Annotated in this window: 24 protein-coding genes; 11 read left to right on the top strand and 13 right to left on the bottom strand. The window is 50.3% G+C overall.

Annotated elements, in window-relative coordinates; genetic code table 11:
- Window positions 1–715: 715 nt before the first annotated feature.
- From Q1A74_RS04335 to Q1A74_RS04315, 5 genes are all read left to right on the top strand, one after another.
- Window positions 716–1,243, top strand: a complete 528-nt coding sequence (locus Q1A74_RS04335; RefSeq protein ID WP_248215564.1) for a DUF411 domain-containing protein — start codon at window positions 716–718, stop codon at window positions 1,241–1,243.
- 7 nt (window positions 1,244–1,250) lie between these two features.
- Entirely contained in the window at window positions 1,251–3,242 is a 1,992-nt protein-coding gene (locus tag Q1A74_RS04330) for a copper resistance system multicopper oxidase (protein WP_282450047.1), read from the top strand.
- A gap of 11 nt (window positions 3,243–3,253) precedes the next feature.
- The gene (locus tag Q1A74_RS04325; RefSeq protein ID WP_248215566.1) at window positions 3,254–4,093 is read left to right on the top strand and encodes a copper resistance protein B; all 840 of its coding nucleotides are present in this window, start codon (window positions 3,254–3,256) and stop codon (window positions 4,091–4,093) included.
- Between the two features lie 121 nt (window positions 4,094–4,214).
- Window positions 4,215–4,514: a hypothetical protein gene (locus Q1A74_RS04320; protein WP_248215569.1), complete on the top strand. Its 300-nt coding sequence runs from the start codon at window positions 4,215–4,217 to the stop codon at window positions 4,512–4,514.
- 39 nt (window positions 4,515–4,553) lie between these two features.
- Complete coding sequence (locus Q1A74_RS04315) at window positions 4,554–5,087, top strand: cytochrome c (RefSeq protein WP_248215571.1); 534 nt, start codon at window positions 4,554–4,556, stop codon at window positions 5,085–5,087.
- A 299-nt stretch (window positions 5,088–5,386) separates the two neighbouring features.
- On the opposite strand, the gene Q1A74_RS04310 is transcribed toward Q1A74_RS04315, so the two are convergent.
- The 4 genes from Q1A74_RS04310 to Q1A74_RS04295 form a co-directional block, all read right to left on the bottom strand.
- Window positions 5,387–5,746: a cupredoxin domain-containing protein gene (locus Q1A74_RS04310; RefSeq protein ID WP_248215572.1), complete on the bottom strand. Its 360-nt coding sequence runs from the start codon at window positions 5,744–5,746 to the stop codon at window positions 5,387–5,389.
- A complete protein-coding gene (locus Q1A74_RS04305) occupies window positions 5,743–7,977 on the bottom strand; it encodes a heavy metal translocating P-type ATPase (protein WP_248215574.1) in 2,235 nt (744 codons plus the stop codon). Before Q1A74_RS04305 ends, Q1A74_RS04310 begins: the two co-directional genes overlap by 4 nt.
- Before the next feature lie 116 nt (window positions 7,978–8,093).
- On the bottom strand, window positions 8,094–8,387 hold the full coding sequence (locus Q1A74_RS04300; protein ID WP_248215576.1) for a hypothetical protein: 294 nt from the start codon (window positions 8,385–8,387) through the stop codon (window positions 8,094–8,096).
- 1 nt (window position 8,388) lies between these two features.
- The gene (locus Q1A74_RS04295) at window positions 8,389–9,384 is read right to left on the bottom strand and encodes a DNA-binding protein (RefSeq protein ID WP_248215578.1); all 996 of its coding nucleotides are present in this window, start codon (window positions 9,382–9,384) and stop codon (window positions 8,389–8,391) included.
- 222 nt (window positions 9,385–9,606) lie between these two features.
- On the opposite strand from Q1A74_RS04295, the gene Q1A74_RS04290 reads away from it, so the two are divergent.
- A complete protein-coding gene (locus tag Q1A74_RS04290; protein ID WP_207002388.1) occupies window positions 9,607–10,569 on the top strand; it encodes a site-specific integrase in 963 nt (320 codons plus the stop codon).
- A gap of 85 nt (window positions 10,570–10,654) precedes the next feature.
- Here Q1A74_RS04290 and Q1A74_RS04285 read toward each other — a convergent pair whose 3' ends face one another.
- A complete protein-coding gene (locus Q1A74_RS04285; protein ID WP_207002386.1) occupies window positions 10,655–10,975 on the bottom strand; it encodes a helix-turn-helix transcriptional regulator in 321 nt (106 codons plus the stop codon).
- A 125-nt stretch (window positions 10,976–11,100) separates the two neighbouring features.
- Between Q1A74_RS04285 and Q1A74_RS04280 the strand changes: the two genes are divergently transcribed.
- The 3 genes from Q1A74_RS04280 to Q1A74_RS04270 all read left to right on the top strand — a co-directional run bounded on the left by Q1A74_RS04280 (window position 11,101) and on the right by Q1A74_RS04270 (window position 14,019).
- Window positions 11,101–11,628, top strand: a complete 528-nt coding sequence (locus tag Q1A74_RS04280) for a hypothetical protein (protein ID WP_207002384.1) — start codon at window positions 11,101–11,103, stop codon at window positions 11,626–11,628.
- Between the two features lie 3 nt (window positions 11,629–11,631).
- Window positions 11,632–13,077: a DEAD/DEAH box helicase family protein gene (locus Q1A74_RS04275; protein WP_248215580.1), complete on the top strand. Its 1,446-nt coding sequence runs from the start codon at window positions 11,632–11,634 to the stop codon at window positions 13,075–13,077.
- A gap of 117 nt (window positions 13,078–13,194) precedes the next feature.
- On the top strand, window positions 13,195–14,019 hold the full coding sequence (locus tag Q1A74_RS04270; protein ID WP_207002380.1) for a metallophosphoesterase: 825 nt from the start codon (window positions 13,195–13,197) through the stop codon (window positions 14,017–14,019).
- A 154-nt stretch (window positions 14,020–14,173) separates the two neighbouring features.
- Here Q1A74_RS04270 and Q1A74_RS18425 read toward each other — a convergent pair whose 3' ends face one another.
- The 3 genes from Q1A74_RS18425 to Q1A74_RS04265 all read right to left on the bottom strand — a co-directional run bounded on the left by Q1A74_RS18425 (window position 14,174) and on the right by Q1A74_RS04265 (window position 16,938).
- Entirely contained in the window at window positions 14,174–14,659 is a 486-nt protein-coding gene (locus Q1A74_RS18425) for an MbcA/ParS/Xre antitoxin family protein (protein ID WP_207002378.1), read from the bottom strand.
- 210 nt (window positions 14,660–14,869) lie between these two features.
- Window positions 14,870–15,190, bottom strand: a complete 321-nt coding sequence (locus Q1A74_RS18420) for a YceK/YidQ family lipoprotein (RefSeq protein WP_207002376.1) — start codon at window positions 15,188–15,190, stop codon at window positions 14,870–14,872.
- Window positions 15,191–15,222: 32 nt separating this feature from the next.
- Window positions 15,223–16,938, bottom strand: coding sequence for a hypothetical protein (locus tag Q1A74_RS04265; RefSeq protein WP_207002374.1), 1,716 nt, complete (start codon window positions 16,936–16,938; stop codon window positions 15,223–15,225).
- A gap of 711 nt (window positions 16,939–17,649) precedes the next feature.
- On the opposite strand from Q1A74_RS04265, the gene Q1A74_RS04260 reads away from it, so the two are divergent.
- Window positions 17,650–17,931 carry an ATP-binding protein gene (locus tag Q1A74_RS04260; protein WP_277987244.1) on the top strand — a complete coding sequence of 94 codons (282 nt, stop codon included), beginning with the start codon at window positions 17,650–17,652 and terminating at the stop codon, window positions 17,929–17,931.
- Between the two features lie 1,405 nt (window positions 17,932–19,336).
- Here Q1A74_RS04260 and Q1A74_RS04255 read toward each other — a convergent pair.
- From Q1A74_RS04255 to Q1A74_RS04235, 5 genes are all read right to left on the bottom strand, one after another.
- Entirely contained in the window at window positions 19,337–19,921 is a 585-nt protein-coding gene (locus tag Q1A74_RS04255; RefSeq protein WP_207002372.1) for a toll/interleukin-1 receptor domain-containing protein, read from the bottom strand.
- Between the two features lie 8 nt (window positions 19,922–19,929).
- On the bottom strand, window positions 19,930–21,390 hold the full coding sequence (locus Q1A74_RS04250; protein ID WP_207002371.1) for an SIR2 family protein: 1,461 nt from the start codon (window positions 21,388–21,390) through the stop codon (window positions 19,930–19,932).
- Window positions 21,354–21,956 (bottom strand): TIR domain-containing protein, encoded by a 603-nt coding sequence (locus Q1A74_RS04245; protein WP_299592683.1) that lies wholly within the window; start codon window positions 21,954–21,956, stop codon window positions 21,354–21,356. Before Q1A74_RS04245 ends, Q1A74_RS04250 begins: the two co-directional genes overlap by 37 nt.
- Before the next feature lie 281 nt (window positions 21,957–22,237).
- On the bottom strand, window positions 22,238–22,786 hold the full coding sequence (locus tag Q1A74_RS04240; RefSeq protein WP_207002367.1) for a helix-turn-helix domain-containing protein: 549 nt from the start codon (window positions 22,784–22,786) through the stop codon (window positions 22,238–22,240).
- A 44-nt stretch (window positions 22,787–22,830) separates the two neighbouring features.
- Window positions 22,831–23,937, bottom strand: a complete 1,107-nt coding sequence (locus tag Q1A74_RS04235; protein WP_207002365.1) for an ATP-binding protein — start codon at window positions 23,935–23,937, stop codon at window positions 22,831–22,833.
- A 444-nt stretch (window positions 23,938–24,381) separates the two neighbouring features.
- Between Q1A74_RS04235 and Q1A74_RS04230 the strand changes: the two genes are divergently transcribed.
- Window positions 24,382–24,606, top strand: a complete 225-nt coding sequence (locus Q1A74_RS04230) for a hypothetical protein (RefSeq protein ID WP_207002363.1) — start codon at window positions 24,382–24,384, stop codon at window positions 24,604–24,606.
- The last annotated feature ends 10 nt before the right edge of the window (window positions 24,607–24,616 follow it).

The following is a 24,616-nucleotide window of genomic DNA, read 5'->3' as shown; positions in this document are numbered from 1 at the left end:
TAAACGGCGCGCACCGGAAACCTTTCGGTGCGCGCCGTTGTCGACTTGCCATAGAGCCAAACACCGTCTAACCTTCTGGCTCCAACAAACACACGGCTGACATGCAAAGACTTATCGCACGGATCATGGCAACGCTCATGTTGCTGTCTGTCTTCGGACAGGCGGCCGCACAGTCGTGCGCGGAAATGTCTGCACCATCAATGGCCAAAGCCGCGTTCATAAATACCGGTGTCGATGGCGAAGCGGCTCACCATGTACCAGTGGATAATCCGCAAGTATCCGCTCATTGCGGAGACATGCACACTGCTCCGTCAGTCAGTAGCGCCGATCACTGTGCAGAATCCTCCAAAGCTGGTGTGAACACCACTGGCGAACCTTGCAATACCAGCTGTACTTGTTGTCCCAGCCACTGCACCACTGTGTTGCCGCCAGTGGAAACGGTTAGTATCTCCATTCCTCGAACCGCTCTGCATGTGACTTACCGGGATCTCGCCTCATCTGCCGAACCCGAGTCGCTTATCAAACCGCCCCAGCCTGCCTGACCCGCGGATCCCCGCACGCCGTTTGGCGCACTTCTCTTCATTACACACTGTCGTAATAACAGGGCTCCACGCTTTGTTATCTCATGTGTTTTGCTGTTGTACCCAATCTCATAGCCGAAACTGGAGTACAACATCGCCGCGTAAACGCGACGAAAAAAAGGTGGACATAATTCATGAAACAGAACTTCTTTCTTCGAAGCCTCGCAATTTCTGCGCTGCTTATACTGACCGCTTGTGCCAAAGCCGATCACGATTTAGGCAAAAACAGTGCCGATGCAGCCTCCACGGCCATCGCCCCTATCGCGTCAACATTAGTTACCTATAAAAGCGCCACTTGCGGTTGCTGCAAATTGTGGGTGGAACATGCCGCCGCCAACGCCTTCGAAGTCGACGCGCAGAATGTTTCGGACCTGAATGCCGTCAAGGACAAGTACCAAATTGCCGCGGAGTTCCAATCCTGCCACACCAGTGTGTCGTCGAGCGGCTATGTTTTCGAAGGGCATATCCCGGCAAAGCTGATTAGGCAGTTCCTGCAAAACCCGCCCGCTGGTTCCCGTGGCTTGGCGGTACCCGCCATGCCACTCGGCAGCCCCGGAATGGAAGTGGGCGACCGCTTCACTCCCTACCAGGTGCTCCAACTCAATAAAGATGGCAGCACCGCGGTATACGCGAATATCGATCATTTTGAACAAAAACACTGAGGTACTCATGAACAGAAACCGAGAACCCCAGATTACGCTGCCGGCCCTGTCCCGGCGTCGCTTTGTCACTGGCGTTGCCGCCGGCGCGGCGCTGATGGGCATGCCCGCGGGCGCCAACAGTGCTGCAACCCGAGCCAATCCGGTGCCACAAACGTTGCGCGGCAACCAGTTTAATCTGCACGTAAATTATCAGCCGGTGAATTTCACTGGCCGCGAACGCACCGCGGTCGCAATCAATGGCTCGGTGCCCGGCCCCATATTGCGCTGGAAAGAGGGAGAAACCGTCACCCTCAATGTAACGAACCATCTAGCCCACGACACCTCGATCCACTGGCATGGCATCATCCTGCCCACAGGTATGGATGGTGTGCCCGGGCTCAGCTTCAACGGCATCCGCCCGGGTGAAACCTTTACCTATCAGTTTGACGTTAATCAGAGCGGCACCTACTGGTACCACAGCCACTCGGACTTCCAGGAACAGCAGGGGCATTACGCATCCATAGTCATCGACCCGGCAGAGCCCGACCCGGTCGCCTGCGATCGCGATTACGTGGTGATGCTCTCCGACTGGAGCGACGAGTCGCCACACGACATTTACGCCAAGCTCAAAAAAGAGGGGCACTACTACAATCGCCGACGCCGTACCGCCGGCGATCTGTGGGATGAAATCCGTCAGAAAGGGGTCGCCCAGACCTGGCAAGACCGCAAGATGTGGAACGAGATGCGTATGTCCGATCGCGACATCTCCGACGTCACCGGTTACACCTACACCTACCTGATGAACGGCCAGACCCCGGATGGAAACTGGATGGCGCAGTTCAAACGCGGGGAGAAGGTGCGCCTGCGCTTTATCAATGGTTCCGCCATGTCGATTTTCGATATCCGGATTCCGGGTCTGAAAATGACGGTGGTGGCGAGCGACGGCCAGAACATCGAGCCGGTTACCGTGGATGAGTTCCGTATCGGCGTAGCGGAAACCTACGATGTCGTGGTTGAGCCGGTAGACGACCGCGCCTATACCCTCTTCGCCCAGACTATTGACCGCAGTGGTTTTGCCCGCGGCACCCTGACTCCGCACCCGGAGCTTCGCGCCGAAGTTCCTGCGATGGATTACGCCCCGGTTCTCACCCACCGCGATATGGGCATGGATCATTCCGGCCACAATATGAGCGGCATGGGCGGCATGGACCACAGCGGTCACGACATGGGTAACATGAGCGGCACGGACCACAGCAGCCACGACATGGGCAGCATGGATGGCATGGACCACAGAGACCACGACATGGGTGGCATGGACCACAGTGGCCACGATATGGGCAGCATGAGCGGCATGGATCACTCCCAGCACGCCGGCATGCAATCCGGTAACGCCGGGCAGTACAGCCTGAACGGTGGACGCCCCGAGCTCGGCGGCATGCAGGGCGTCTGGTTTACCGATGGCCTGGGCCGCGCCGGACACGGTAGCAACAGCCCCATCGTGCACCTGCCCAGCGAATACCGCTACGGCGTGGATATGCGCTCAGAGATGCCCGGCAACGGACTGAATGATCCAGGTATCGGACTGCGCGATCACGACACCCGTTACGGTCGCCGAGTACTTACCTATGCGGATATCCGCAACCTTACCCCCACTATCGACAGGCGCGAGCCCACCCGTGAACTTCAACTGCATCTCACCGGCAATATGCACCGCTACATGTGGTCGATGGACGGAATCAAGTTCAACGATGCCGAGCCCCTGATGCTGAAATACGGCGAGCGTATTCGCATCACCCTGGTGAACGACACCATGATGACGCACCCCATTCACCTGCACGGCATGTGGAGTGAACTGGAAACCGGCGACAGCGAGTACATCCCGCGCAAGCACACAATCATTGTGCAACCGGGCTCCAAAATCAGTTATCTGGTGACTGCCGATGCCTACGGCCGCTGGGCCTACCACTGCCACCTGCTGTACCACATGCCCGGCATGTTCCGCGAAGTAAGAGTGGTATGAGGACAATGCAAATGAACAGAAAAACCCTACTGGCATTAACCCTGGCGGCGCCACTGGCGCACGCCGCGGAAGAATCGCACACACAGCACACCCATTCGATGCAGGACGATGAACACGCGGCCCATCAGCACATGGGGCACGGCTATCCGGCACCGCAAGAGGCCAGCGCAGCCGCTGCACCAAACCTCCGTCACGCCCCCAACGAACCCGATCACGTGATGGACCACGAGGTGCTACTGACCAAGGTCACCATCGACCAGCTGGAGGCACGCGAGGACGATGGCAGCGCGCTGGAAGGCAGCGTGTGGTTCGGCGGCGACAAGCACAAGGCATGGTTCAAGACGGAAGTCGAACGGGCGGAAGGCGAAACGGAAAAAGCCGAATTGCAGGCACTGTACAGCCGCGCCATTGCCCCCTACTGGGATATCCAGATGGGCGTGCGCCACGACTTCGAACTGGAAAGCGACAGTCGCAACTGGGGCGTCCTTGCCCTGAACGGGCTCGCGCCCTACTTCTTCGAGGTCGACACATCGCTGTTTGTCGGCGAAGACGGGGAGACCGCCCTACGTGTGGAGGCCGAGTACGAGCTCCTATTCACTCAGCAGTGGATTTTAAGTCCGGAAATTGAAGTGAATTTCTTCGGCCAGAACACACCTGAAACCCATACTGGGTCCGGACTTTCCGACGTTGAAGCCGGCCTACGCTTACGCTACGAATTCACTCCACAGTTTGCGCCTTATATTGGTGTCAATTACGAGAAGAAATTCGGTAACACCGCGGACTTCGCCCGCGATGACGGCGAAGCCACTAGTGAAACAACCTGGGTAATCGGGTTGCACGCATGGTTCTAGTCGGGTAATCGGGACTTGCAATTTATCGCACTATAAAGAGCCGCGGACCGCCCGCTTATAATTGCCAAACTCAAGTTTGGATAATGGAACGCGGCCCATTTAGAAAACCTTGGAGATATTCATGAAAACTTTCAACAAACTACTATGCGCGCTCTCCCTAATCGCCGCGAGCACCGCTCAGGCCCACGACCCTAGTATGCACAAGGAAAATGTAGAAAAAGCCAACTGTGCGTCGATGAAAGACATGGACCACTCGACAATGGATGCCAATGATCCTGTTGTCATGCAGGCGATGATGAAAAGGTGCGCGGGGCAGATGAAGCAAAAGGAGCACACTGACCATAAAGAGAGTCACGGGGAGCATGCCGAACACAACGAAGGCCACACTCGCGGTACCGCCCAGGAACAGCAGGAGAAATAGGGAATGGGGGCTGCAGCCCCTGTTTTCTGGAGAAATATTTTGAAAGCAATAAAATCACTGTTGTTCATTGCCTTGATTGCCACTGGTGGACTAATCGCGTTCGTCTACTCAGGAACCTACCCCATGGGAGCCGACGAACCACACACTAGAGTGACCCACTGGCTGCTGGAGACTCTGCGCGAGAAGTCCATCGCCCGCGCGTCACGGAACGTGCAGCTCCCGGAGCTCAAGGACCCGGAACTGCTGCTTTCAGGCGGCGCCGACTACAACGACATGTGTGCGGGCTGCCACCTGAAGCCGGGAGTAACAGAAAGCGATTTCAGTCTCGGCCTCTACCCGGCACCGCCTGACCTTACCAAGCCGGGAAGCGGCGATCCACAACAACACGTGCGCCAACAATTCTGGATCATCAAGCACGGCATCAAGGCCTCCGGTATGCCCGCCTGGGGCCCCACGCACGACGACGGGCGCATCTGGGCTATGGTGGCATTTTTGCAGAAGCTGCCTGACTTGACGCCACAGCAATACCAGATCATTACTGCACGCGATGAAGAAGATTCAGGTCATCACTGACAGGAAAAATTGAACTGCAAGAACAGTTCAAATCCATTCACACATCAGGATTCTGTATCCTGCTCAGCGCTGTGCGCCCGCCATGGCACACAGCGCTGAGCCGCTCGCGGATTTAGATCCGACACTGTTTTCCTGACTGGAAACCATGGGACTCACTCGCATGGGCGACGACGGGAAGATCGTGCATGTGCACTGGTCCAGTAAATAAGAAGAAGGTTTTTTTCGCGGTCGTGGACCGCTGCTGCAAAAGCTGTAGGAGCAGCCCATGACCTAGACCTTCGCCTACACCAGAATACCCTCTATGCCACCACCAAAGTCCCGCGGTACATCTGCATCTGACAGGTAAAGGGGTATTCCCCCGCTTCCATCGCCGGCAGTTTTACCTCGGTCTCCTCGCCAACCGCTAGCTGCGCGTTTACATCCAGATCTGCGAACACCACATATTCGGCACAGGGGCTAGGATCCTCTCGAAGGAAGTGCAACGTAGTTTCCTCATGGACGGGTACTTGAATTCGCTCCGGCTCATAGACCCCATCCTTGACCATAATCACGGATGCGGCGGGAGCCACGGCCGCCGGCGCCGCCCTTTTACTCAACCAGAACCACCAGACGATGCCAACGATCAGTGCCAAACCCAGCAGATTGATCAACAAATTCATGCGTTTACCTCCGAAGGTTTGAATAGGCGCAGCCGGTTAGCATTGCTGACCACGGTCACTGACGAGAGCGCCATGGCCGCACCAGCGATTACCGGGCTCAGCAGGCTTCCAGTGATCGGATACAAAAGTCCAGCGGCGATAGGAATACCTAGGATGTTATAGATAAAGGCACCAAACAGGTTCTGTTTAATGTTGCGTAACGTCGCTCGCGAAAGCTCGATCGCGTCAGCCACGCCGTGCAGCGATGAACGCATCAGTGTAACGTCGGCGGTCTCGATGGCTACGTCGGTGCCCGCACCAATCGCAAAGCCGACTTCCGCACGCGCCAGCGCCGGAGCATCGTTGATGCCATCACCGGCCATACCTACGTGCCCGCCCTTCGCCTGCAGATCGGCGACAATGTTCTCTTTGTCCTCTGGCAGCAGTTCCGCATGCACGCAGTCTATGCCCAACTGCGTCGCCACCGCATCTGCTGTGGCTCCGTTATCACCGGTGAGCATCTGGATTTCAAGGCCGAGGTTTTTCAAGCGCTGAATGGCGGATCTTGCGTCTGAGCGTAGCGGATCCGCCACCGCGATCAGGCCGGCAGCCCTGCCGTCGATCGCCGCATACATGGCGGTGCGTCCCTTGCCAGCCAGTGCTTCGACGGCCGCCTGCCAATGGTCGACATCAACATTTTCGCGCAGCATCAGTTTGCGGTTACCGAGCAGCAGCTTGTGACCATCCACCTCTCCGCGCACGCCGTGCGCAATAATGGCCTCAAAGTGCTGCACCGTGCTCAGGCGTATACCCCGCTCTTGCGCCGCATCCACTATGGCCTCCGCTAGCGGGTGTTCCGAGGCCTGCTCCAAACTAGCCACGAGGCGCAGCAACTCGTCTTTGTCGCCTTCAGTTTCGAGGTCGGTAACTTTGGGGGCGCCCTCGGTCAGTGTGCCGGTCTTGTCTACCACCAGCGTGGTCAGTTTACTCGCCTGCTGCAGAGCCTTCCCGTTACGTACCAGCACGCCGTGTTCTGCACCCTTACCAACGCCGACCATTACCGACATGGGTGTGGCCAACCCCAGTGCGCAAGGGCAAGCGATAATCAACACTGAGGTGGCCACCACAAGCATATGCGCGACCTTGGGCTCCGGCCCCCAGTTAAACCAGACCAGTGCCGCCAGCACGGCGATCACCATCACTACCGGCACGAAGACCGCGGAAATCCTGTCCGCCAGCCGGGCTATCGGGACGCGTGAGTTCTGCGCGTTCTTCACCATCTCAATGATCTGTGCCAGTCGGGTCTCGGAGCCGACTTTTTCCGCAGTGAACAGCAGGCTGCCATTCTTGTTTAGGGTGCCGGCGGAGAGGAAATCGCCCTGTGCCTTCTTCACCGGTACCGGTTCACCAGTGAGCATGGACTCGTCCACCAGGCTGCTGCCCTCAAGCACTGTGCCGTCCACCGGAATCTTCTCCCCAGGGCGCACCCGCAACCGGTCGCCCAGCTGTACCTCATCCACCGGCACATCCACCTCTTCATCGTTGCGCAGCACTCGCGCACTGACTTCTTGAAGTTGCAGTAGTTTTTCAACTGCCGCGCTGGTGCGGCCTCGGGCTCGCACCTCCAGTGCCTGACCCAGGTTGATCAGTCCGATGATCATGGCACTGGCTTCGAAATACACGTGGCGTGCCATCTCCGGCAGCAGCTGCGGCGCCACTACCACTAGCATGGAAAACAGCCAGGCTGTGCCGGTGCCCAGTGCGATCAACGTGTCCATACTTGCATTGTGGTGGCGAAAAGCCTTCCAAGCACCGGTGAAGAAGTGACCGCCGCAATATATGAGCACCGCAAGAGTGGCAAACCCCACAAGTCCCCAGGCAATCTGTTGCGCCGGCGCATGCACTGACATCTCGCCGGTGATCAGCCCCCAGGCCATTAGCGGCAGTCCTAGGGCCAGAGCCAGCCCTGCGCGCCACAGTAAGTCTCGGTAATGTTTTTGGTCCGCCTCGCGTTGCTGCTCGCGCAGCTCACGATCACTGACAGTCGCCAGCTCAGCGCCGTAGCCGGCTTGCTCGATCGCCAACACACAGGCATCCTCATCAACGTGGCCCCATACTGAGGTAGTTTTCTCGGCCAGGTTGACCCTCGCCTGTATCACACCTGGCACTTGGTTCAACGCCGTTTCAATCTTGTTCACGCAGCTGGCACAGGAGGCGCCGTGCAGGGAAAACACCTTTTTGCTCTCAACCATCTTCCTATCCTAAGTCGTGGTCAGTGAAGGGCACTCCAGGAGCTTGCCGTAAGGAGAAGGCAAGCCCAAACACTAATTACTTGGCATACTATAATCCAGCGCACGAATTGACTTCGCTAGTCTCGTATATTAAGTGTCAATCGGATTCTGAAAATTTTCTGCTTCCTGGCGTGGTGTTGCTGCACTGGGATGATGTGCCGGCTGAAATCGGTTTCCCGGTCCATCTCCATCAAGAGTTGCTCGATGTGGATGATGAGCATGCTCGCATCAATGACCTTTTGAAGGTTGATCACGGCTTCTGGAAATTTTCCTTTGTCCCGCTTCAGTTTCAGCTTGTGCCCGGAAAGCAAGGAAACAAGACACTTTTCGACCTCCAGAGGACTTCGCGTCGCGTCCGCCAGCTTCTCCACATCAGCTGTGAGCGTCGGCTTTAGCCTCTGCGATCGCTTTGAAGTGGCCCAAACTGATCCGGGCCTCGGCAAGAGAAATATCCAATGCTGTTTGTTTTTGCATATTTTCTTTCAGCTCCAACTGTGTTCGATTCAGCTGTTTCTTAAGCACATCGCACTCATGTGTTTTGAGTGTCAGCTGAGCGTTGACTTGGTTCAGCTGTTCTTGCATTGAAGTAAACCGCTGTTCTGACAGCCGCAGAGAATCCTCCTGGCCACCTGCCTGTTTGCGCGCTGCGGCCAGCTCAGTGGCCAGGCGAGCATTGTCCTTGTTAAGCTGTGTCAATTCTCCCTGTTTCACGATGATCGTTTGATTGAGCTGACGCTGCTCCGCCTGAAGTTGCTGTACCTGCTGTTCGTGGTGGCGGATATCTTGATCTCGCTGTTCTTTGCTGGCCTGGCGGTAGTGTTCGAGAGCATCTCGCGCGTGCTGATGGTTGTCCTCCAGTGACTTCAGATGGGCGCCCTTATCTGCGAGGCGCACCTTAAGATCCTCAACCTGCTGTTGCAGTCGTTCCGACCTAAGACACTCAGATTGGAGTTCAGACGTCTTTTCGTCAAACGATACACGTGTGTCTGCAAGTCGTTGCTCAAGCACTTCGGCCTTTTCATTGCTGGTTTTCAGCGCGGCCTGCAGGCTTTCATTCTCACGCCTCCAGTGTATCTCCCGGTCTTGGTGCCGCTTTTCGGCATCAGAAACCAACTCCCTGGCTTCCTCTCGCAATTGATGGGCTAGGCGAGCCACCATTTCCTGAAGTGTTTTGCTGAGCAGGTGCCCATCATCTAACCGGGCTCCTTCAGCCTCTTCAATCTCCTTGAGGTAGCGGTGGATGGTGGTCTTGGACCCGGTATTACCGAGTTCTATACGTATCGCATCCAGCGAAGGATTCTCACCCCGAGCCAGCACGGTATCGCGAGCCTGCTGAACAAGGACCTTATTGATTCCTGCGCGAGCCATTTGCCTACTCCTATTATTTCGTACTGTGGTATGTACTATGTATATACATACTAAAATGATGATTAATGGCTGGCAATTATTTATCACATCTAAAAATAGATAATAATGAATTATCCATTGTTAGCTGCCATATTTGTCATAAACTAACCTCAGCCGGTACGAAACCCTCTTTCACTCCAACATCCACCTGGCAACTCAACCCAGGGCGCGGACAAGAATCGCATGAGCAACATCGACCAATATATTCACGCGGCTACCCGTGAAAACACGCGACGCAGCTACCAGGCAGCAGTTCAACACTTTGAAGTCAGCTGGGGCGGATTCCTGCCAGCAACAGCAGATAGTGTCGCTCGGTATCTGGCAGATCACGCTGAAACACTGGCCATCAATACGCTGAAGTTACGCCTTTCAGGCCTGGCCCAATGGCATCGAGATCAAGGCTTTCCAGATCCAACCAAGGCACCGATAGTAAAAAAAGTACTCAAGGGTATTAGGGAGCTACACCCGACCAGAGAAAAGCGTGCACGCCCGATACAGTTAGAGGAGCTGACTACTATTGCCGGCCAGCTAGAGTTGGCGCTATCCATTGCAGTGGAAAAAGGTGACAGAAAGGCCTCCATCGTGCACGCTCGCAACCGCGCCCTGCTTCTGCTGGGGTTCTGGCGTGGATTCCGCAGCGATGAGATTTGTCGGCTACGGGTGGAGTTGGTGACAGTTAGACCAGGAGAAGGAATGACGATCTATCTCCCGAGAAGCAAAGGTGACAGACAAAGCCTCGGTCGTGAACTCAAGGTGCCGGCGTTGAGCCACCTATGCCCGGTGTCGGCTTACGAAGAATGGATAAAGAATGCAGATATCGCCGAGGGGCCCGTATTTCGAGCCATTAACCGCTGGGGACACCTTTCTGAAACTGAACTTGCCTCAAACAGCATATCCCCCCTACTTCGACACATGATTGAGCAAGCGGGATTGCACCACAAGAATGTCAGCAGCCACTCGTTGCGCCGTGGATTTGCAAATTGGGCAAATGCTAATGGCTGGGATACGAAAACGTTGATGGAATATGTGGGGTGGAAGGATGTTCAATCGGCAATGCGGTATGTCGATGCTGCGGATCCGTTCTCACAACAGCGCATCGAACAAAACATCTCGACGAGAAAGCCTATTCACAATCTGCCAGAATAAATGAAGCAACCCGGTTCCGATCAAATAGCTACATTTTGAACAATTAAGGCTAGCTGGATCCCCTTCCCTCGCCGGGCCGAAGAGATCACTCTACGTGGCTTGGTGATGCATTTAACTGCCTAAGAAGCTCTAGTTGCCGCTTTTTAGAAAGCTTATCGATTTTACAAATCAGCTCCGCCAAGACATCCGACTCACAGAAAAAGTACGCTACGGGCACACCCAGCTCTTTGCCGATTCTTTTGAGCATTTGGTAATCAGGGCTATGACGCCCCTTTTCATAATGCGTCATGCGACTACTGGCCGAGCCAGGCTCAATACCCAAGCGGATGCCCAGCTCCTTCTGGCTGATGCCTTTCGCGGTGCGCGCTTGGAGCAGACGCAACGGGATGGGAGAAGAGTTGGGCAAAATATAAGCATCTTCGAGTTCTCAGGGACTTAGATTGTCTAAGTATATGGGCATCCGGTATACTTAGGAATCCTAAGCGCCACCTCCAAGCTGTATATTTATGTTCTACTCGATTGCGCTCCCCCATGACTCCATCGAAAATTAAGCCGGAACTACTCGACTTGCTGGTTTCGGGAAAGTTTGACAGTTTCACTTGTCCTGCGCTTACTCAGGCCTACTTTGCGTCTCCTCGCTGCACCAGCCCCACCAAGCGCGCGGCAAGCCAGATTGTTGCCCGGGCGGTCAAAGCCCTGGAAGGCGATCAGTTAATTGTGGGCACCTCCTCAACATCCGGCAGAGCTAAGCAGTATCAACTTACTGAAGATTTCTATCGAATCTTCTCTGTGGCGCGCGTTGCTCCTTTATCGACACAAGAGCCCAACGCCCCAAATGAAAGCTTTCTCGCGATACTTGAGGGAAAGTTACATGAATACAAAATCGAGCTTTTGGAGGCGATCGGGGAAGTCGAAGAGTATGAAGAGCTAAGTAAAACAGCGCCGGAGAAAAGGAGCCAAATCCAAGTGCTCTACGATCGTGCGCGTGATCAATTTTCTAGAACGCAGGGACGAGTCAAGGCTATCGAGGCCGTACTCGCTGAAGTAAAGCGATCTTAATCAATGCAATTACGAAAATGGCAGTCCGAGTGCATATCACAAGCGCTTGAGTATTACAGTACGGGAAAAACACATTTCATGTGTCTAGCAACTCCTGGTGCAGGGAAAACAGTAATGGCATCCACCCTAGCCAATCAATTATTTGACTCAAATCTAATAGACTTAGTAATTTGCTTTTCTCCTTCTGTTGTAGTGGCTGAGGATTTTAGATATGAGTTGGAGCAAATTACCGGCAATCGCATTGACGGATTGCTTGGGTCTTCCGGATCTTCGCTGACATACCAGTCATTGCGTAATCTCGGAGAGCGATTTTGGGCCCTTTTTGAGCAATACAGAGTCTTCGTAATCTTTGATGAGATCCATCATTGCGCGGGCAACAGTATTGAGTACTCAAACGCCTGGGGTGAAAAAATTATCACCCATATACAAGGACGCGCATCTTATACATTGGCACTCACCGGAACGCCCTGGCGATCAGACCTACTACCCGTAGTCCTGGCAAACTATTGCGATGAAAATCATATGGTTCACTGTGATTACCAATACGGCCTCAATGAAGCGATATTAGATAGTGTGTGCCGAACGCCAGTTATGATTGCTATTGACAACAATCAAGTTCAGTTTCAGCGCGACGATGATAGTAAACTGTATCGATCTTTCAGAAGTTTGCTTACCGAATCTGACTGCACCTATCAGGAGCTATTGGAAAGCCGAGACCTAATTCTCTACTGCTTGAATCAAGCCAATCAGAAATTGGATTCATTACGGACGAAAAAGCCTAATTCTGGTGGATTAATAGTCGCCACATCAATTGCCCATGCCGAGAAGATACATGCAATTCTTGCTGGTGAATTAGGTGAACATGCCGATATCGTAACGCACAAAAATGAAAATTCCATATCTACGATCCACAACTTCAAGAAATCAGATAGGAAATGGATCATATCGGTTGGCATGATCAGTGAAGGAACGAATATCCCCCGCCTTCAGGTATGCTGTCATTTAACCCGAGTAAAAACCGAACTGTACTTCCGCCAAATCCTTGGCAGAATTCTGCGTTCCGGTGGCGGCCCTAATGAAATTGGGTATATGTATTTTCCCGCAGAACCAACGCTAATGGATTACGCAGAAAGAATTGAAAGTGACATCCCAAATACCGCCACTATAAAATCATTTCTTTCAAAAAATCATGACCAAGTAAGTTCAGTCGAGATTCTGCCCAGATCAAATGTAAATAGTCAGAAATCGGGAACTATCAGCTTTTCCCCTCAAGAGCCGGAGGTTGTCTACTCGACGGTAAGAGTTAACGACAAAAGGCAAGATTTGGAACTGCCGATTGACGCCACATACCAAGATTCAGACTTATCAAGAAACTACTTGAGATCAATAAACATATCTGGAAATTTCATTCGCAAACGGTTATCGCCACAGTTGGCCAAAAGCTATTGATAACCTCAACTACGACATATCAATGCGGTAAACTGTCATTATTCGTCTCAGTGTCGCTCGTTTGAGAGGTATCGAAAGCGGAAACTCTCAGCCTTCAATCAACCGCGCGAATTTCTCATGAGTCTATTTCTCAAAATTGACAGGAATCTTACGGGTCGGGACTTTGTCGTCGGCGATGTGCACGGCCACTTGCAGCAACTGCTTACGCAATTGCAGGAGGTCACCTTCGACACATCTCTTGACCGCCTGTTCTTTCTTGGGGATCTGGTCGACCGAGGTCCGGATAGCGAAGCCCTCCTCGCAATGATTGATCAACAAACCTTTTTCAGTGTTGCTGGCAATCATGAAGCGATGATGATCGCCGGGTTCGAGAACCCCGAGACCGCTGCCAGGCATCGCGCTAACGGCGGTGAATGGTTCTACATGCTGCCGCGGGCTCAGAGGCAGCACTTAGTGAGCCAGGTCAGACGCTGGCCTTGGGCCATTGAGCTGGATACCGGCCGCCAGTGTATCGGGCTAGTCCACGCCAATGTTATCGGCGGTAGCTGGCCACGGACTCAGCTCGCCTTAACCGCTATCGAAGAGGCCTGGTCAGCAGACATATCACTCGAAAACGACGAGCGAATGGCTAGCGCTGCGGAGCAGTTCTTGTGGGATCGTTCCCTAGCGAGCCAGCTGTATAGGCATCTGCTCGGCCTGGGCAATGCAAAGCGTACTTTGGCCGAATACAAACGATTATTCCTGGAGCACCTGGACACAATTGACCATGCCCAACCGGAAGCGCTTGCCCCATTTCAGATCAGCGGCATCGATGCACTCTACCTTGGCCACAATTTCGTACCCAGGCCAGTCTCCGTGGGCAACTGCTACTTTTTGGACACCTATCGTGGCGAGGGAGGCGAGCAGTTGGCTTTGATATGCGTTAGTGAGTTTTCAAGGTAGCCATCCGGTACACCTGCGGTCCCAACCTAATTCCGCCGTGTAATTTAGGTATCCACCTATCAACAAGTGGACAACAAATATGAGCGGAATTATTACCGGTAAGACACCGGTGCACCCCGCTATACCCACAATGAGCCCGAAAGTTGGCTTGCCATTAAGACGTATTTTCAATTTGGGGCACATAACAGCTACGCGAAATAGGAGTATCTGATGTGCAATCAGGTGCTTCTGTTGGTAGCCCACTACAATGCCCTACCTGCCTGTGTCGATAGGGTCGGACTTGGTGGAGACCTAGCATGCCGCGCTGTTCAACAACCTCCACCGGAGAATGGTTACGGAAGGCCCTGTTCGGTGTGGACATCCAACAGTACGCTAGATCCTGATTTCTTGGAAAAAGTATCCGTAGGCTTTTGTGTGTTCGGAGAAGAATCCGCACCCGGTCTAGCGTATCGGTGTCATCCGCCAAGGGCTCTCCCTGACGGAGCCCTTCCGGGATCACAGGCCTATCCAGGAGAAGGCCAAGCAGGGTGTATTGCTGAGACTTAGGCAACTCCCAGTGGGTGAAAAGAGCGATGATTTGAGTGCTGAGTTGAGATCGCAGTTCGGCATCCAGCCGGCGGCACACCCCATCCTGACTCATGATTTTCCCGTATACCCGAGCTGGTGATCAAGCCAGTATACAAGCCGAACCACAGAATGAAGCAATCCACACTTTGTCCAAGATTCGTTCAAACCCCTTCTTCTCAAGGAGATGTGTCAGATCTGGTCTGAACTAATCCAATTCACGGTTTTATTCAGAATTTCCCTAACTACTAACCCGATAACCTCACGGGTTATCGGGCTGCAAAATCTACTTACCTTTCATTGCGCACTCACTATCTGTTCTGTGGTCTAAATATGCAGAATATGGAAGTATAACAGTATCTGCTATGGCGCTGAGTGGTAAATCAACCAGAGCAAACGGTATAATTATTTTACGAAAATTTGAGTGTGAAGCAGCGGCTGTACATATATGCATGCTATCCAGTTTTACACCTCCGAAAACATAGCTTAATTCTTTTTTACAAGGATTCGGGGTGTTATCAAATCCAGTCCTAACTATTGTTCCACAACCAACTACGTTGAACCCAATAAATGCGACCAGAAAAGTCTTCAATAAATAAGATTTCACTTATACAGCCCCTTAACACTAAAAACCTAATGTCATGGGCACTGAATATTGGGATCTGAACTACACCCACCACCGCCACCACAACACTGAGGGACCAAAACAAGACTTTCATCAGACTTGATGTAACCCCGATCGGCAGCCTCAGCTCTTCCGAAAACAACCATGCGATGAGGCATAGCAGATGATATCGAACTACCTACTCCGTTAGAAATAGCCTCTTTTAATTTCCTAGAATCGCTAAATTTCTCATTCAAAATTTGCACGCTCTCAACAGCTCCGTTTTCATCTATTTCAGAGCGAAACCAAATGGACTCACTTTTCTTAAGCAAACCAGGTGGAAATTTCTCCTCAAATCTAATTGTCGGAAGCCGCCCCATCATTGAAGGGTCGTGTGCTCCATCAGCAGCCTCTATTATTAGCACCTCTCTCTCAGCGCCCGTCATTTCGAACTCAAGAGAGCCATATATTGAGTCGAGCTTATCTGAAAACTGTTCAGTAGATGCTCCCTTTAAAGCTAACTTACCCATCCCGGTTTTTTCCAAGATGCCCCACTCTTCAACAAATGTCGGTTTGCCAGGATTGATTTTTGATCTATAAAGATCAAAATTGAGTTCGCTAATTTGAATACCATTCGTTCCATCCCCCAACAATAGCGTTGTAGTGGAAGCAAGAGATCCTCCACAAACTGGAGGCTCGGGATTCAAACAGTCATGACAGTTGGAAAACGACAAAAAATCGTCTGCGGCTTCTCGCCACTCATCGCTGCAAAGATTTCCCACTGCGCTTAAACAATGCCCGTGCACATCACAGCACATATCGTGATCAGCGCAATCTTGGGAGTAAACCCCAGTACCATCAGTCCCGCCACATCCCGGACCACACCGACCAACACAGTCATTTTGTGTCGTACATCCAATTAGGTGCGTATAACTTCTCAAGCCATGCGAAGGACATGCGTCATGTGAAGTAGTTCTATAAGCCCATCCACATGTAAAATATGTCACATTGTCATTATCTGAGAGGTTGTAGCATGGAGGGGGAGGCGGTGGACAGCTAGCACTCGGCGCTAAAGCTGAATCTGGATTTTCACAAGGCGCACTCGGATATATTATTTCATCAATTACTTCACTTTTAGCATAATCATTACTAGCATCATCTTTAGCTTCTCCGTTACCCGTTGATGCGCTCGCATCAATTTGAATCTTTCCTGATATTTCGCTGATCGGTTCCCCTACGGGTGTACCTGACAGCCATCCTGTAGCTTTATATATCAACTGCTTTTGCAAGTTTCGGCTTTTCGCCCAACCTTCAGAGTCTAACTTATAGGACAGGGACTGAAATGCCACCTTTTCTACGGATGTCAGTGATGTACCATAACCATTTATGGAGAAGTCGTTCGTACTAACCCCGTAACTAAAGTCAACAACCAGAGATCCAACTTTGAAACTTAGATCAATAATATCGCCATCTTTCGATTCGCTGACTATTTGTATGTTAATTCCATCTAGATGATAGATTGAACGTAGTCTCTTTTTAGATTTTGTTACTGTTAGCTTTCCTCGTTCACTTAGCTGAGTTAGGTCTTCTCTAGTAATTTTCTTCTTTGACTTACCGATAGCTTCTTTCGTAATTGAATGAACTGATTTCGAATCTGAATCAGGAATACTTTCTTGTGAAATAGCGAAAAATGAAAATGAACTTAAAAGAATAACATATGCTATTAGACGTAAACTACGCAGTATAACCATATTGACATCCCTGTTTTATGACGTTCAGCGGTACTATATATAAAAGAAGCCAGCATCAGTGCAGTTATGCGCGCCAATTTATGGCAATTTAGACATTATGTGACGCAGAAGTGAGTTTGATAAAGCAACTTTTCTTCTGTAAATACCCGGTCAGCTGATCGCCGGTTTTCACATCGTTAAATACTTCTTAGTTAAAGCGAAGGTGAGTATTGATGGGCAAATATTGACTGTTCTCGATCAAACCTGAAGACTTTCTGGTTCCACTAGACGTCGACAGAGGGCATTGCGCAGTCCTACCATATAAACACAATATAGTCATCTCATATTTTTGATGATATCAACTCCACGACCTGGAAACCGGGGAATAGATCGCCCACCATACCCTCTGCCGGGAAAAGGGCCGCATCATCAAGAACAACAATCACTACCGCGACCTAGCCCAGCGCATCGCCGACCAGAAAGCCGCCATCGGCGGATTGCTACCAACAGGCTAGGCCTCGGACCCCTGCGAGCCGCTCAAAGCGCCTCGCCGCGGATCTACAAAGACCAATTGACAGGCGCCCATGACCCGCTGAAGGCCCACGCACCGGACGCCCGGGATCGCCGTAGGTGTTGTTGTAACACCCGCAGCTCACCGCGAGACAGCCAGCTGACACCAGTGGCTGAGTACCTAGGTCCAATTTAACCGACCCAGCGGCCAGGAGGTGACCCATGAGCCAGCTTGATCTCACCACCGCGCAGTACCGGTCCCTGCAGAATCTGCTCGCCGAAGCGGAAAGCCAGGAGCTGTCCTACCTAGTCTTTGCTCAGCGTCTGGCCGAGAAACCACTGGAAAGCTTCGACTACCGTCGCCAAACCAGCATGACCAAGCGCCAGGCGAATGCACTGCTGGACTTCGGCTTTATTGACCAGCGGGAGAATCTCGTGTTCATTGGATCGCCCGGCGCGGGCAAGACCCACTTGGCCATTGGCAGCGGCCAGAAAGCGGTCTAGGCCGACTACAAAGTCCTGTTCCGCACCGCGCTAGCGTTGATCGAAGACCTGGAACTGGCGGAGATGAAGGGCGAGCTCAAAAAGCGGCTTACCCAACTGGGTAAATAAGACGTACTCATCATTGATGAACAGCGATGACACGCCAGGCCCGCTGCAACCTGCTCCAGTTGATCAACAAGCTGTACGAGTACCGCTCAATCATCCTGAGACCACCAACAAAGACTTCACTGCCTGGGGAGGATTCTTACACGACTACAACGTGGCGGTGCCCATCAGCAACCCGGTCATCCACCACTAACATATCTTCATGCTGGGAGGAGAGAGCTGTCGACTGAAGCAGAAAACTACCGGTTCTACCGCACTGGGTGCGGTCAATGTCATTGGCCGAAGGTGGTTCAAAATGAGTAGCCATTGACACTGGTATACCATGAAGGCCAATGTGGTCAGGTAAAGGCTTGCGGCGGGACACTTAAGGAGCCGGTGAGCGATATCGGCAAGCGCTCGTTACATGTTATGAAGCGCTTTCCAGGATCAAACGCCCTCAACTACCCCATCCCCCAGCTCTCAACCTCAAATCGTACCATCGCCAATTCTAACGAAACCTGCACCCGGAAAGATGGAGCGCCATGAGCACCTAGGTCGGCTCCACTTATCTCTAGCAGTTTCTGTGGGAAGTGACCAGAAATATTGGTACAGGCTACATAGGATTGCGCCAGCGCCGATTGCGTGTCGTCCAGCTCTCGGACGATACTTTTTCCAGCAGGCTTATTACTGGTAAAGATCGCAGTATTTGTATTTGACTAGTCACACTCTCGCTCCCGTGGACCATCCAAATGCCCAATTCTGGTCAAACCCCATAGAAGAATAGCTAATAAAATCCATGGATTAGGGATCAAGAGACGAGCGATTTACCCGAAATCAGTCCATCACCCATTTAAGTGTCATGCGTCAACCATGCACCTAGACTAGTCCATATAAATCAACGAAGTATTGAGCTTTACGCGATTTTTCTTTCGATATCGTTAAAGAACTATCAATTGAAGTACCAACTCACTGCTGGCGCAATCCGCTCACTAGCCACAACGACCGAATAGTGATTTGGGCGCAGTGGGCAAGTGTACTTCGAAATTTTTTGTCCGATAGGGGGCAGTATTCAGTCCTTGCTGACAGCTCGAGCACGCTATAGATAGCCTTGAAAAAGTGAAAAATGAGTCGATTTCGACCAGTCAACCGAAGAATTAAGTGTAATAGTATTTTTGTGAATCCGATGCCACGTCGAATTCCGAAGTATTGCGTCAAGGATTACCTAAAGGCCGAGATTTAAAAGCTTGTAAACTGAACCTGAACTGACAGAAAGCTTTCTGAAACACCGCCACCCGGTAGAGAAAGTCTGAAATACAACAAATTATCTATAGCTGTTCCAAGAAGTATTTCCTTTTCGAAACGAATCGAGAGTTAACCATGCACCCGGCTTTCTAACAAAGGTTTCAGGTTGGCCATTGGAATATTGGCCTTTATCAACAGTTGGGTATAGCCCTAGGTACTCTTGCCCTCTAAAAGATGAAGAGGCATAGTCTAAAACAGGTAATACTGCAACTGAGCCGCCACTAAACCCATCAAAGTAGCCCAGCTCCCAAGGCATCCATTTTGATCCTGAAGCGTTGTCCGTAGCGAGAAAAATCAAAGACTTCGACTGCTTCATTCTAGCGCGCAAAAGTTCAGCGGTCTCAGCAGATACGCTCTCCCGATTGGCCTGAGGATCGTCTTGCCAGTCAACGTATACTTTGATTCCTTTACGCGTGAGAATTTCCTTTACGCCCAAAACTAATTCAGCATCTTTTGAGGAGTGAGATAGAAAGACATCAAAGCTATCGTAGGAAGTCGCAGATCTTATCTCTGACTCCAAAATAGCTTTGGCATTGATTTTGTAACTATTATTTACCTTCGCGCGGGCAGCTTGCCGTACTTCGTCTTTTGTGAAGAATGCCATTAAAGGACCTATAAATTATTCAATATACTCTCAAGAGTTTTCAAATGATCTTTATCTAACCTTGTCTTGTCCCCTAAGGACAACAGGTAAGGTTTAATATTTTTAAGGTTTTTCGGAAAAATATTTTCGAAATTAGACACAACTTCACGCCACAACTCCTCGGAAATGCTTCCCGTGAAACCTAGCGGAAGGGGCAAAACACCTTTCGCCAAAGAGATGTCAAACTCTTCCCTCATGCCAGCTGAACTAGCCAAACCATTTTCAATGGCTTTGTTCCCAAAGATAAATATCGCCACTCCAGAGTAATCCAACATATCTTCTCTGTATCGCCGCCATATTTTTTTAGCGTCGTCTGACTGTGGGAAAGGACGAATTTGCAGTTGATCAGTCAACTTTCCTCTTTGGTTTCTGTATATTTCTCGTAATGCACCTTCTACAATCGCGCTACCGACGCCCAGGCCGAGACCGTTAACTATACGAAAACCTTTTTGCACTACCAATGCTGAAATATCCGCACATAAATTCATCGCATCAGCGTCGCTCCATGGTGAATAGTCGTCTGCTGCACCACTAATGAAAATAGTTTTTCGCTTATGAACACATTCAATTTTCTTGAGTATTTCTGTAACTTGATCATATGAGTCTATCAAAACAGTCTGGATGTTATATCGGTGCTTAAGATCATTAACAAAATGGTTCTGTTTTATCTGTCGATACTCGAAATCACCGGGGCTATCTGACTCTTGTTGCTGCTCTTTTCTAAGTATGCAGTAATGAGTTCTCTGACATATACCTACCTCTGACCGTATCCGACCTAAGACATGATCTAAATTTGGATCACTAAAACTGAAGCCTAGAAATAAGAATGTTTTAGAAACCAACTCACCAGCTAAAGCAGTGACAAACGGCCCCCTCTTTTGCATGTAAGTTTGATAGTCATCTTTAGCTATAACTGCATCGTTAGGGTACTGGGCATCGCCATGCATTTTATATACGACCGCATCACGATTACGAATTGTTCGTGGAAGATCAGCCTTCGCGTGCTTAACATCTGGGATCTTTCCGGCCTCGCTCAAAGCCCTTTCGATTAGACAGTCATAATTTGTTGTCCAGTATGTCGCTATTGGTAATCTAGCTAAAATACGGTGGTTCTCTGTTACAGAATTTTCATTCAAAAAATGATCGATTATCGCCCGATTCAACCCATCTCGATTCGCGCCTCTATCATTTAGATGGTATTGGGCTAGCGATACTAAATCAGTCTCTTTATCGACATCCAAATTCAATTCTTCAGCTATTTCTCGCAGTAAATCAGACCAGTTTACGAACCCAGCACCAACTGACAGCCCTGCTCCCGCAAAAATAGCTGCATTATTTTCGTCAATCTCACGAGAAAATTTCTTAATGAAGTTCTCAATAGAAACCAATGACATCACCCCAATAAATTTTTTAGATTTTCCCAATTCCAACGATACAACCTTCCGGCATTGGGAACTGGCGTGTACGCCCCATTTTTATAGCCAATAACCTGAACTATAGGGATACGCTCCTCCCTGGCCATCGATACCTCAGCCAAGACACCTGGGGCTCTATAAGTTTTTGGGCCGACCATAACAAGTACGATATCGGATCGTTTGATTGCTGACCGTGCCTTATCTTTCCAGGACCGCTCAGGAGCAGCTTCTTTCAAACTATGATCAATTACATTAAATGGTGAATCAGGGTTTCTCGCTTGCTGGATGATGAAATCTTTCAAGGCTCGGTCTTCATCAAAGTCGAAACTCACAAATACTCTTCTTTTCGTAAACATTACTGTTTCTCCGATGATATTTTTTCCCAACAAGTAGGATGCACCACCAACGAGCGCCGCCCCCAATCCTGGAGCAATTAGTTGGCCCAATAGAGCGCCGGTGCCGAAGCTGGCTGCTTTCTCCCATGTTCCTTGTGACAGATGATGCTTGCAGTATTTGTGGCCACCGGAACATAGGATTGAACAGCGTGCCCCATCTCGTCTCACTCCAGCACACATCGCCATTGTTACTTCTCTTTCCGGACACCCTTAAACGGTGCCTTGTCAGAGGTCTTAACATCCATAAAACGCCCGGTACTAGCGTCCCGTTTTACCCAGTGACCACTAGTAGTCCGAGTTTGAGAGCGATCGCGTACGGCACCATTGCGACGACCATCACCTTTGGGGGGATTTGTAGCCATTTTGAATCTCCTTAAATAAAGCAGTTTAACCTGAGAGCATTAAAAATGGGTATCCCGTACCCATGCGATAGACTCTATACCCAACATCCCCTTAAATCAACCTGTTTAACCAGAAAATTGAGGTCCAGCATAAAGAAACTCAATCCCACCGGTTGGTGAAGAGACCTCACGCCTCATGATAAGCCCTTGATTTGTAAGGTTTTTTAGCCTGGTACTTGCATTCTGCACTGAGATTCCTAGAGCTTTAGCAACATTCGCGGTACTTGCTCCTTCTTGGCTCAATACAAAGTTCAACAGCTCTCTAGTGGATGTTTTTGCATCTGGCCCTATGACCCGAGTTTCTTTATCCGATATCAGTACCAAAGACTGTTGCTTGGCAATAGCCGCATAGTCCCAGTTATCAATGAGATCCAAGGAGCTGACGTGAGTAATGTAAAACCACTTTTCGCCACGAAGCTGCTTTGATAATGCGATAACGCTCTCTCGCGGAAAGGAAGAGTCCGTTGCCACAATACCCTCCAGAGATATTTCAAACGACTTGCTTAGAGGATTCATATCTACAACACATTGCAGCCGCTTAAACACTTCTCGGCCTAATATATTGCCGAATGGATGGTCATTATTATCTGTAAGTTCGAGCAGTTTAACTAACATACGGTTCTGCTTAACAGGATTAATTTAAGGAGAACATACTAATCTTAGTCTAGGTAAAAATCAAAGCAAACTTGAGTTCCATCGATCCGACATAGTCCTTTTTTCTGAGAAATGTCGACTAGCTCCCCATCTCTATATTTAATTTTCAACTCGAACTCTGGCTGTCGCACAACTACGATCGCATTGTACTTGGCGGCATGGCTTTGCGTCCGCTTAAGACCCAATCCTCTGGCCGCTTCATCAGGATGGGAGCCGAACTGACTTAGGCCCCCTTGTGTCAATGCCCGTGAAACCAAGTAAATATCCGCGTCAACGCTTGACAGTTCAAGCTCCTTGAAAAGGTTTGGATAGTGCATTTGCAAATTGCGCTTTAGCGTCAAGGCTATGCTAAGTCCGCTATCAGAAATCACTGTTTGGATATGACGTCGCTTACCCTTATATAGCTGCAGTGCGACAAAGCCAGGCGTGGGAGTCTCACTATGCTCCTGTACATTGCCAATCAACTCCGAAAAGATAGTAAAGGCAGATTGGTAATAGTTTTCACCTGCGTGAAAGGCAAAGCGTTTGGTGAGATTTTTAGGTAAGGAATAGTCAAATTTTTCCAAATTGATTGAAGCAATTTCAACCAAACTTTCACTGTTACCTCGATACTGTTTCGCTTTAGAACCGGCAGGTCTCGCTGGCAATACTGCAACATCGGAATTCAAGTGATCGAAGAATCCCAGTCGATCAAGGTAGTTCTTTGTACTTTGACAATTTGTAAAGTCCAGTTCGATAGACTTACCTAGATAGGCGGCTTGGTTTGCCAGAGCAATTACTCTGGCCCCAGCAATTAAAAGTATTTTACAATTTTTAGGGAATCGTATTACACACCTATCCTCTTCCGAGGATAGCAAACATCCAGCTATCTTCAGGCTATTCTCAAAGTCATGCTCACTAACCCAATTCGACTTTCCAGTCAAGTCAAAAATATGGCATTCATCAGGTACATACCATTTCCACCCCTTCTGTATTAGCCCGTCAGAATTTGCGTAGAGAATTTTATTTAATGCAGACTTATCTTCGACTCCAAGAATCTTCGAAATTTGTCTTCCAGTAAGCCCCGGAGACTTACGAAGGATGTTTTTTATTTTTTCCTTATCAAGCATCACTCAATAAAATCCTTAGATTCGTGGTGTAGTAAATTAGAATCAAAATCGGCATTAAATTATGACTGCTATTTATCCAAAGAACATATGAGTTCGAATCAAATTGCAATCTTTTCAGGAGGGGCATATCGAAAGAAATCAGAGGAACATTTTCTCTTCCGCAAAGCGAACTATCCAGAAAAAATAACATGCCCCCGGCTAACATTTACCCCAATCGAGCCTGTTCAAATATCACTATTTCGCTATTCTTCAGGAGGCAGTTGCGCCAACAAATTAATAGCATGCAAATACTTCCATAAAACCACACAATGCTTTAATAACTGTGCGCTCAGAACGTATTGGGTAGTGCACCATCCATTCTGTAAATTCGCCTGCACAATGATTTAGGAGCAGGCCACCGTTAGACTGATTGTCGACAAACAAAGTAAAACCCTAAAGGAAATAACCGTGACTTGCGACAATGAGAATACCGCAATTACCGCTATGGCTGAAATCCTGTCCGAGCAGGGATTTGATGACCTAGGGTCAGCGTTCGAAGTGCTGCATAGCGAGCTGATGCTGATAGAGTACCTGGGTGCCGCCGCCTACAAGCGCTCAGGGGGGCATAGAGGCCACGCCAACGGATTCAAGCCCAGGTGCATGCCTACCCGAGTGGGAGATCTGGAGTTGTAAGTGCCGTAGA

Source organism: uncultured Microbulbifer sp. (genome assembly GCF_947504145.1).
Lineage (GTDB): Bacteria > Pseudomonadota > Gammaproteobacteria > Pseudomonadales > Cellvibrionaceae > Microbulbifer.
The sequence above is the reverse complement of the archived record's forward strand: the minus strand, read 5'-3'. Positions and strand labels throughout refer to the sequence as shown.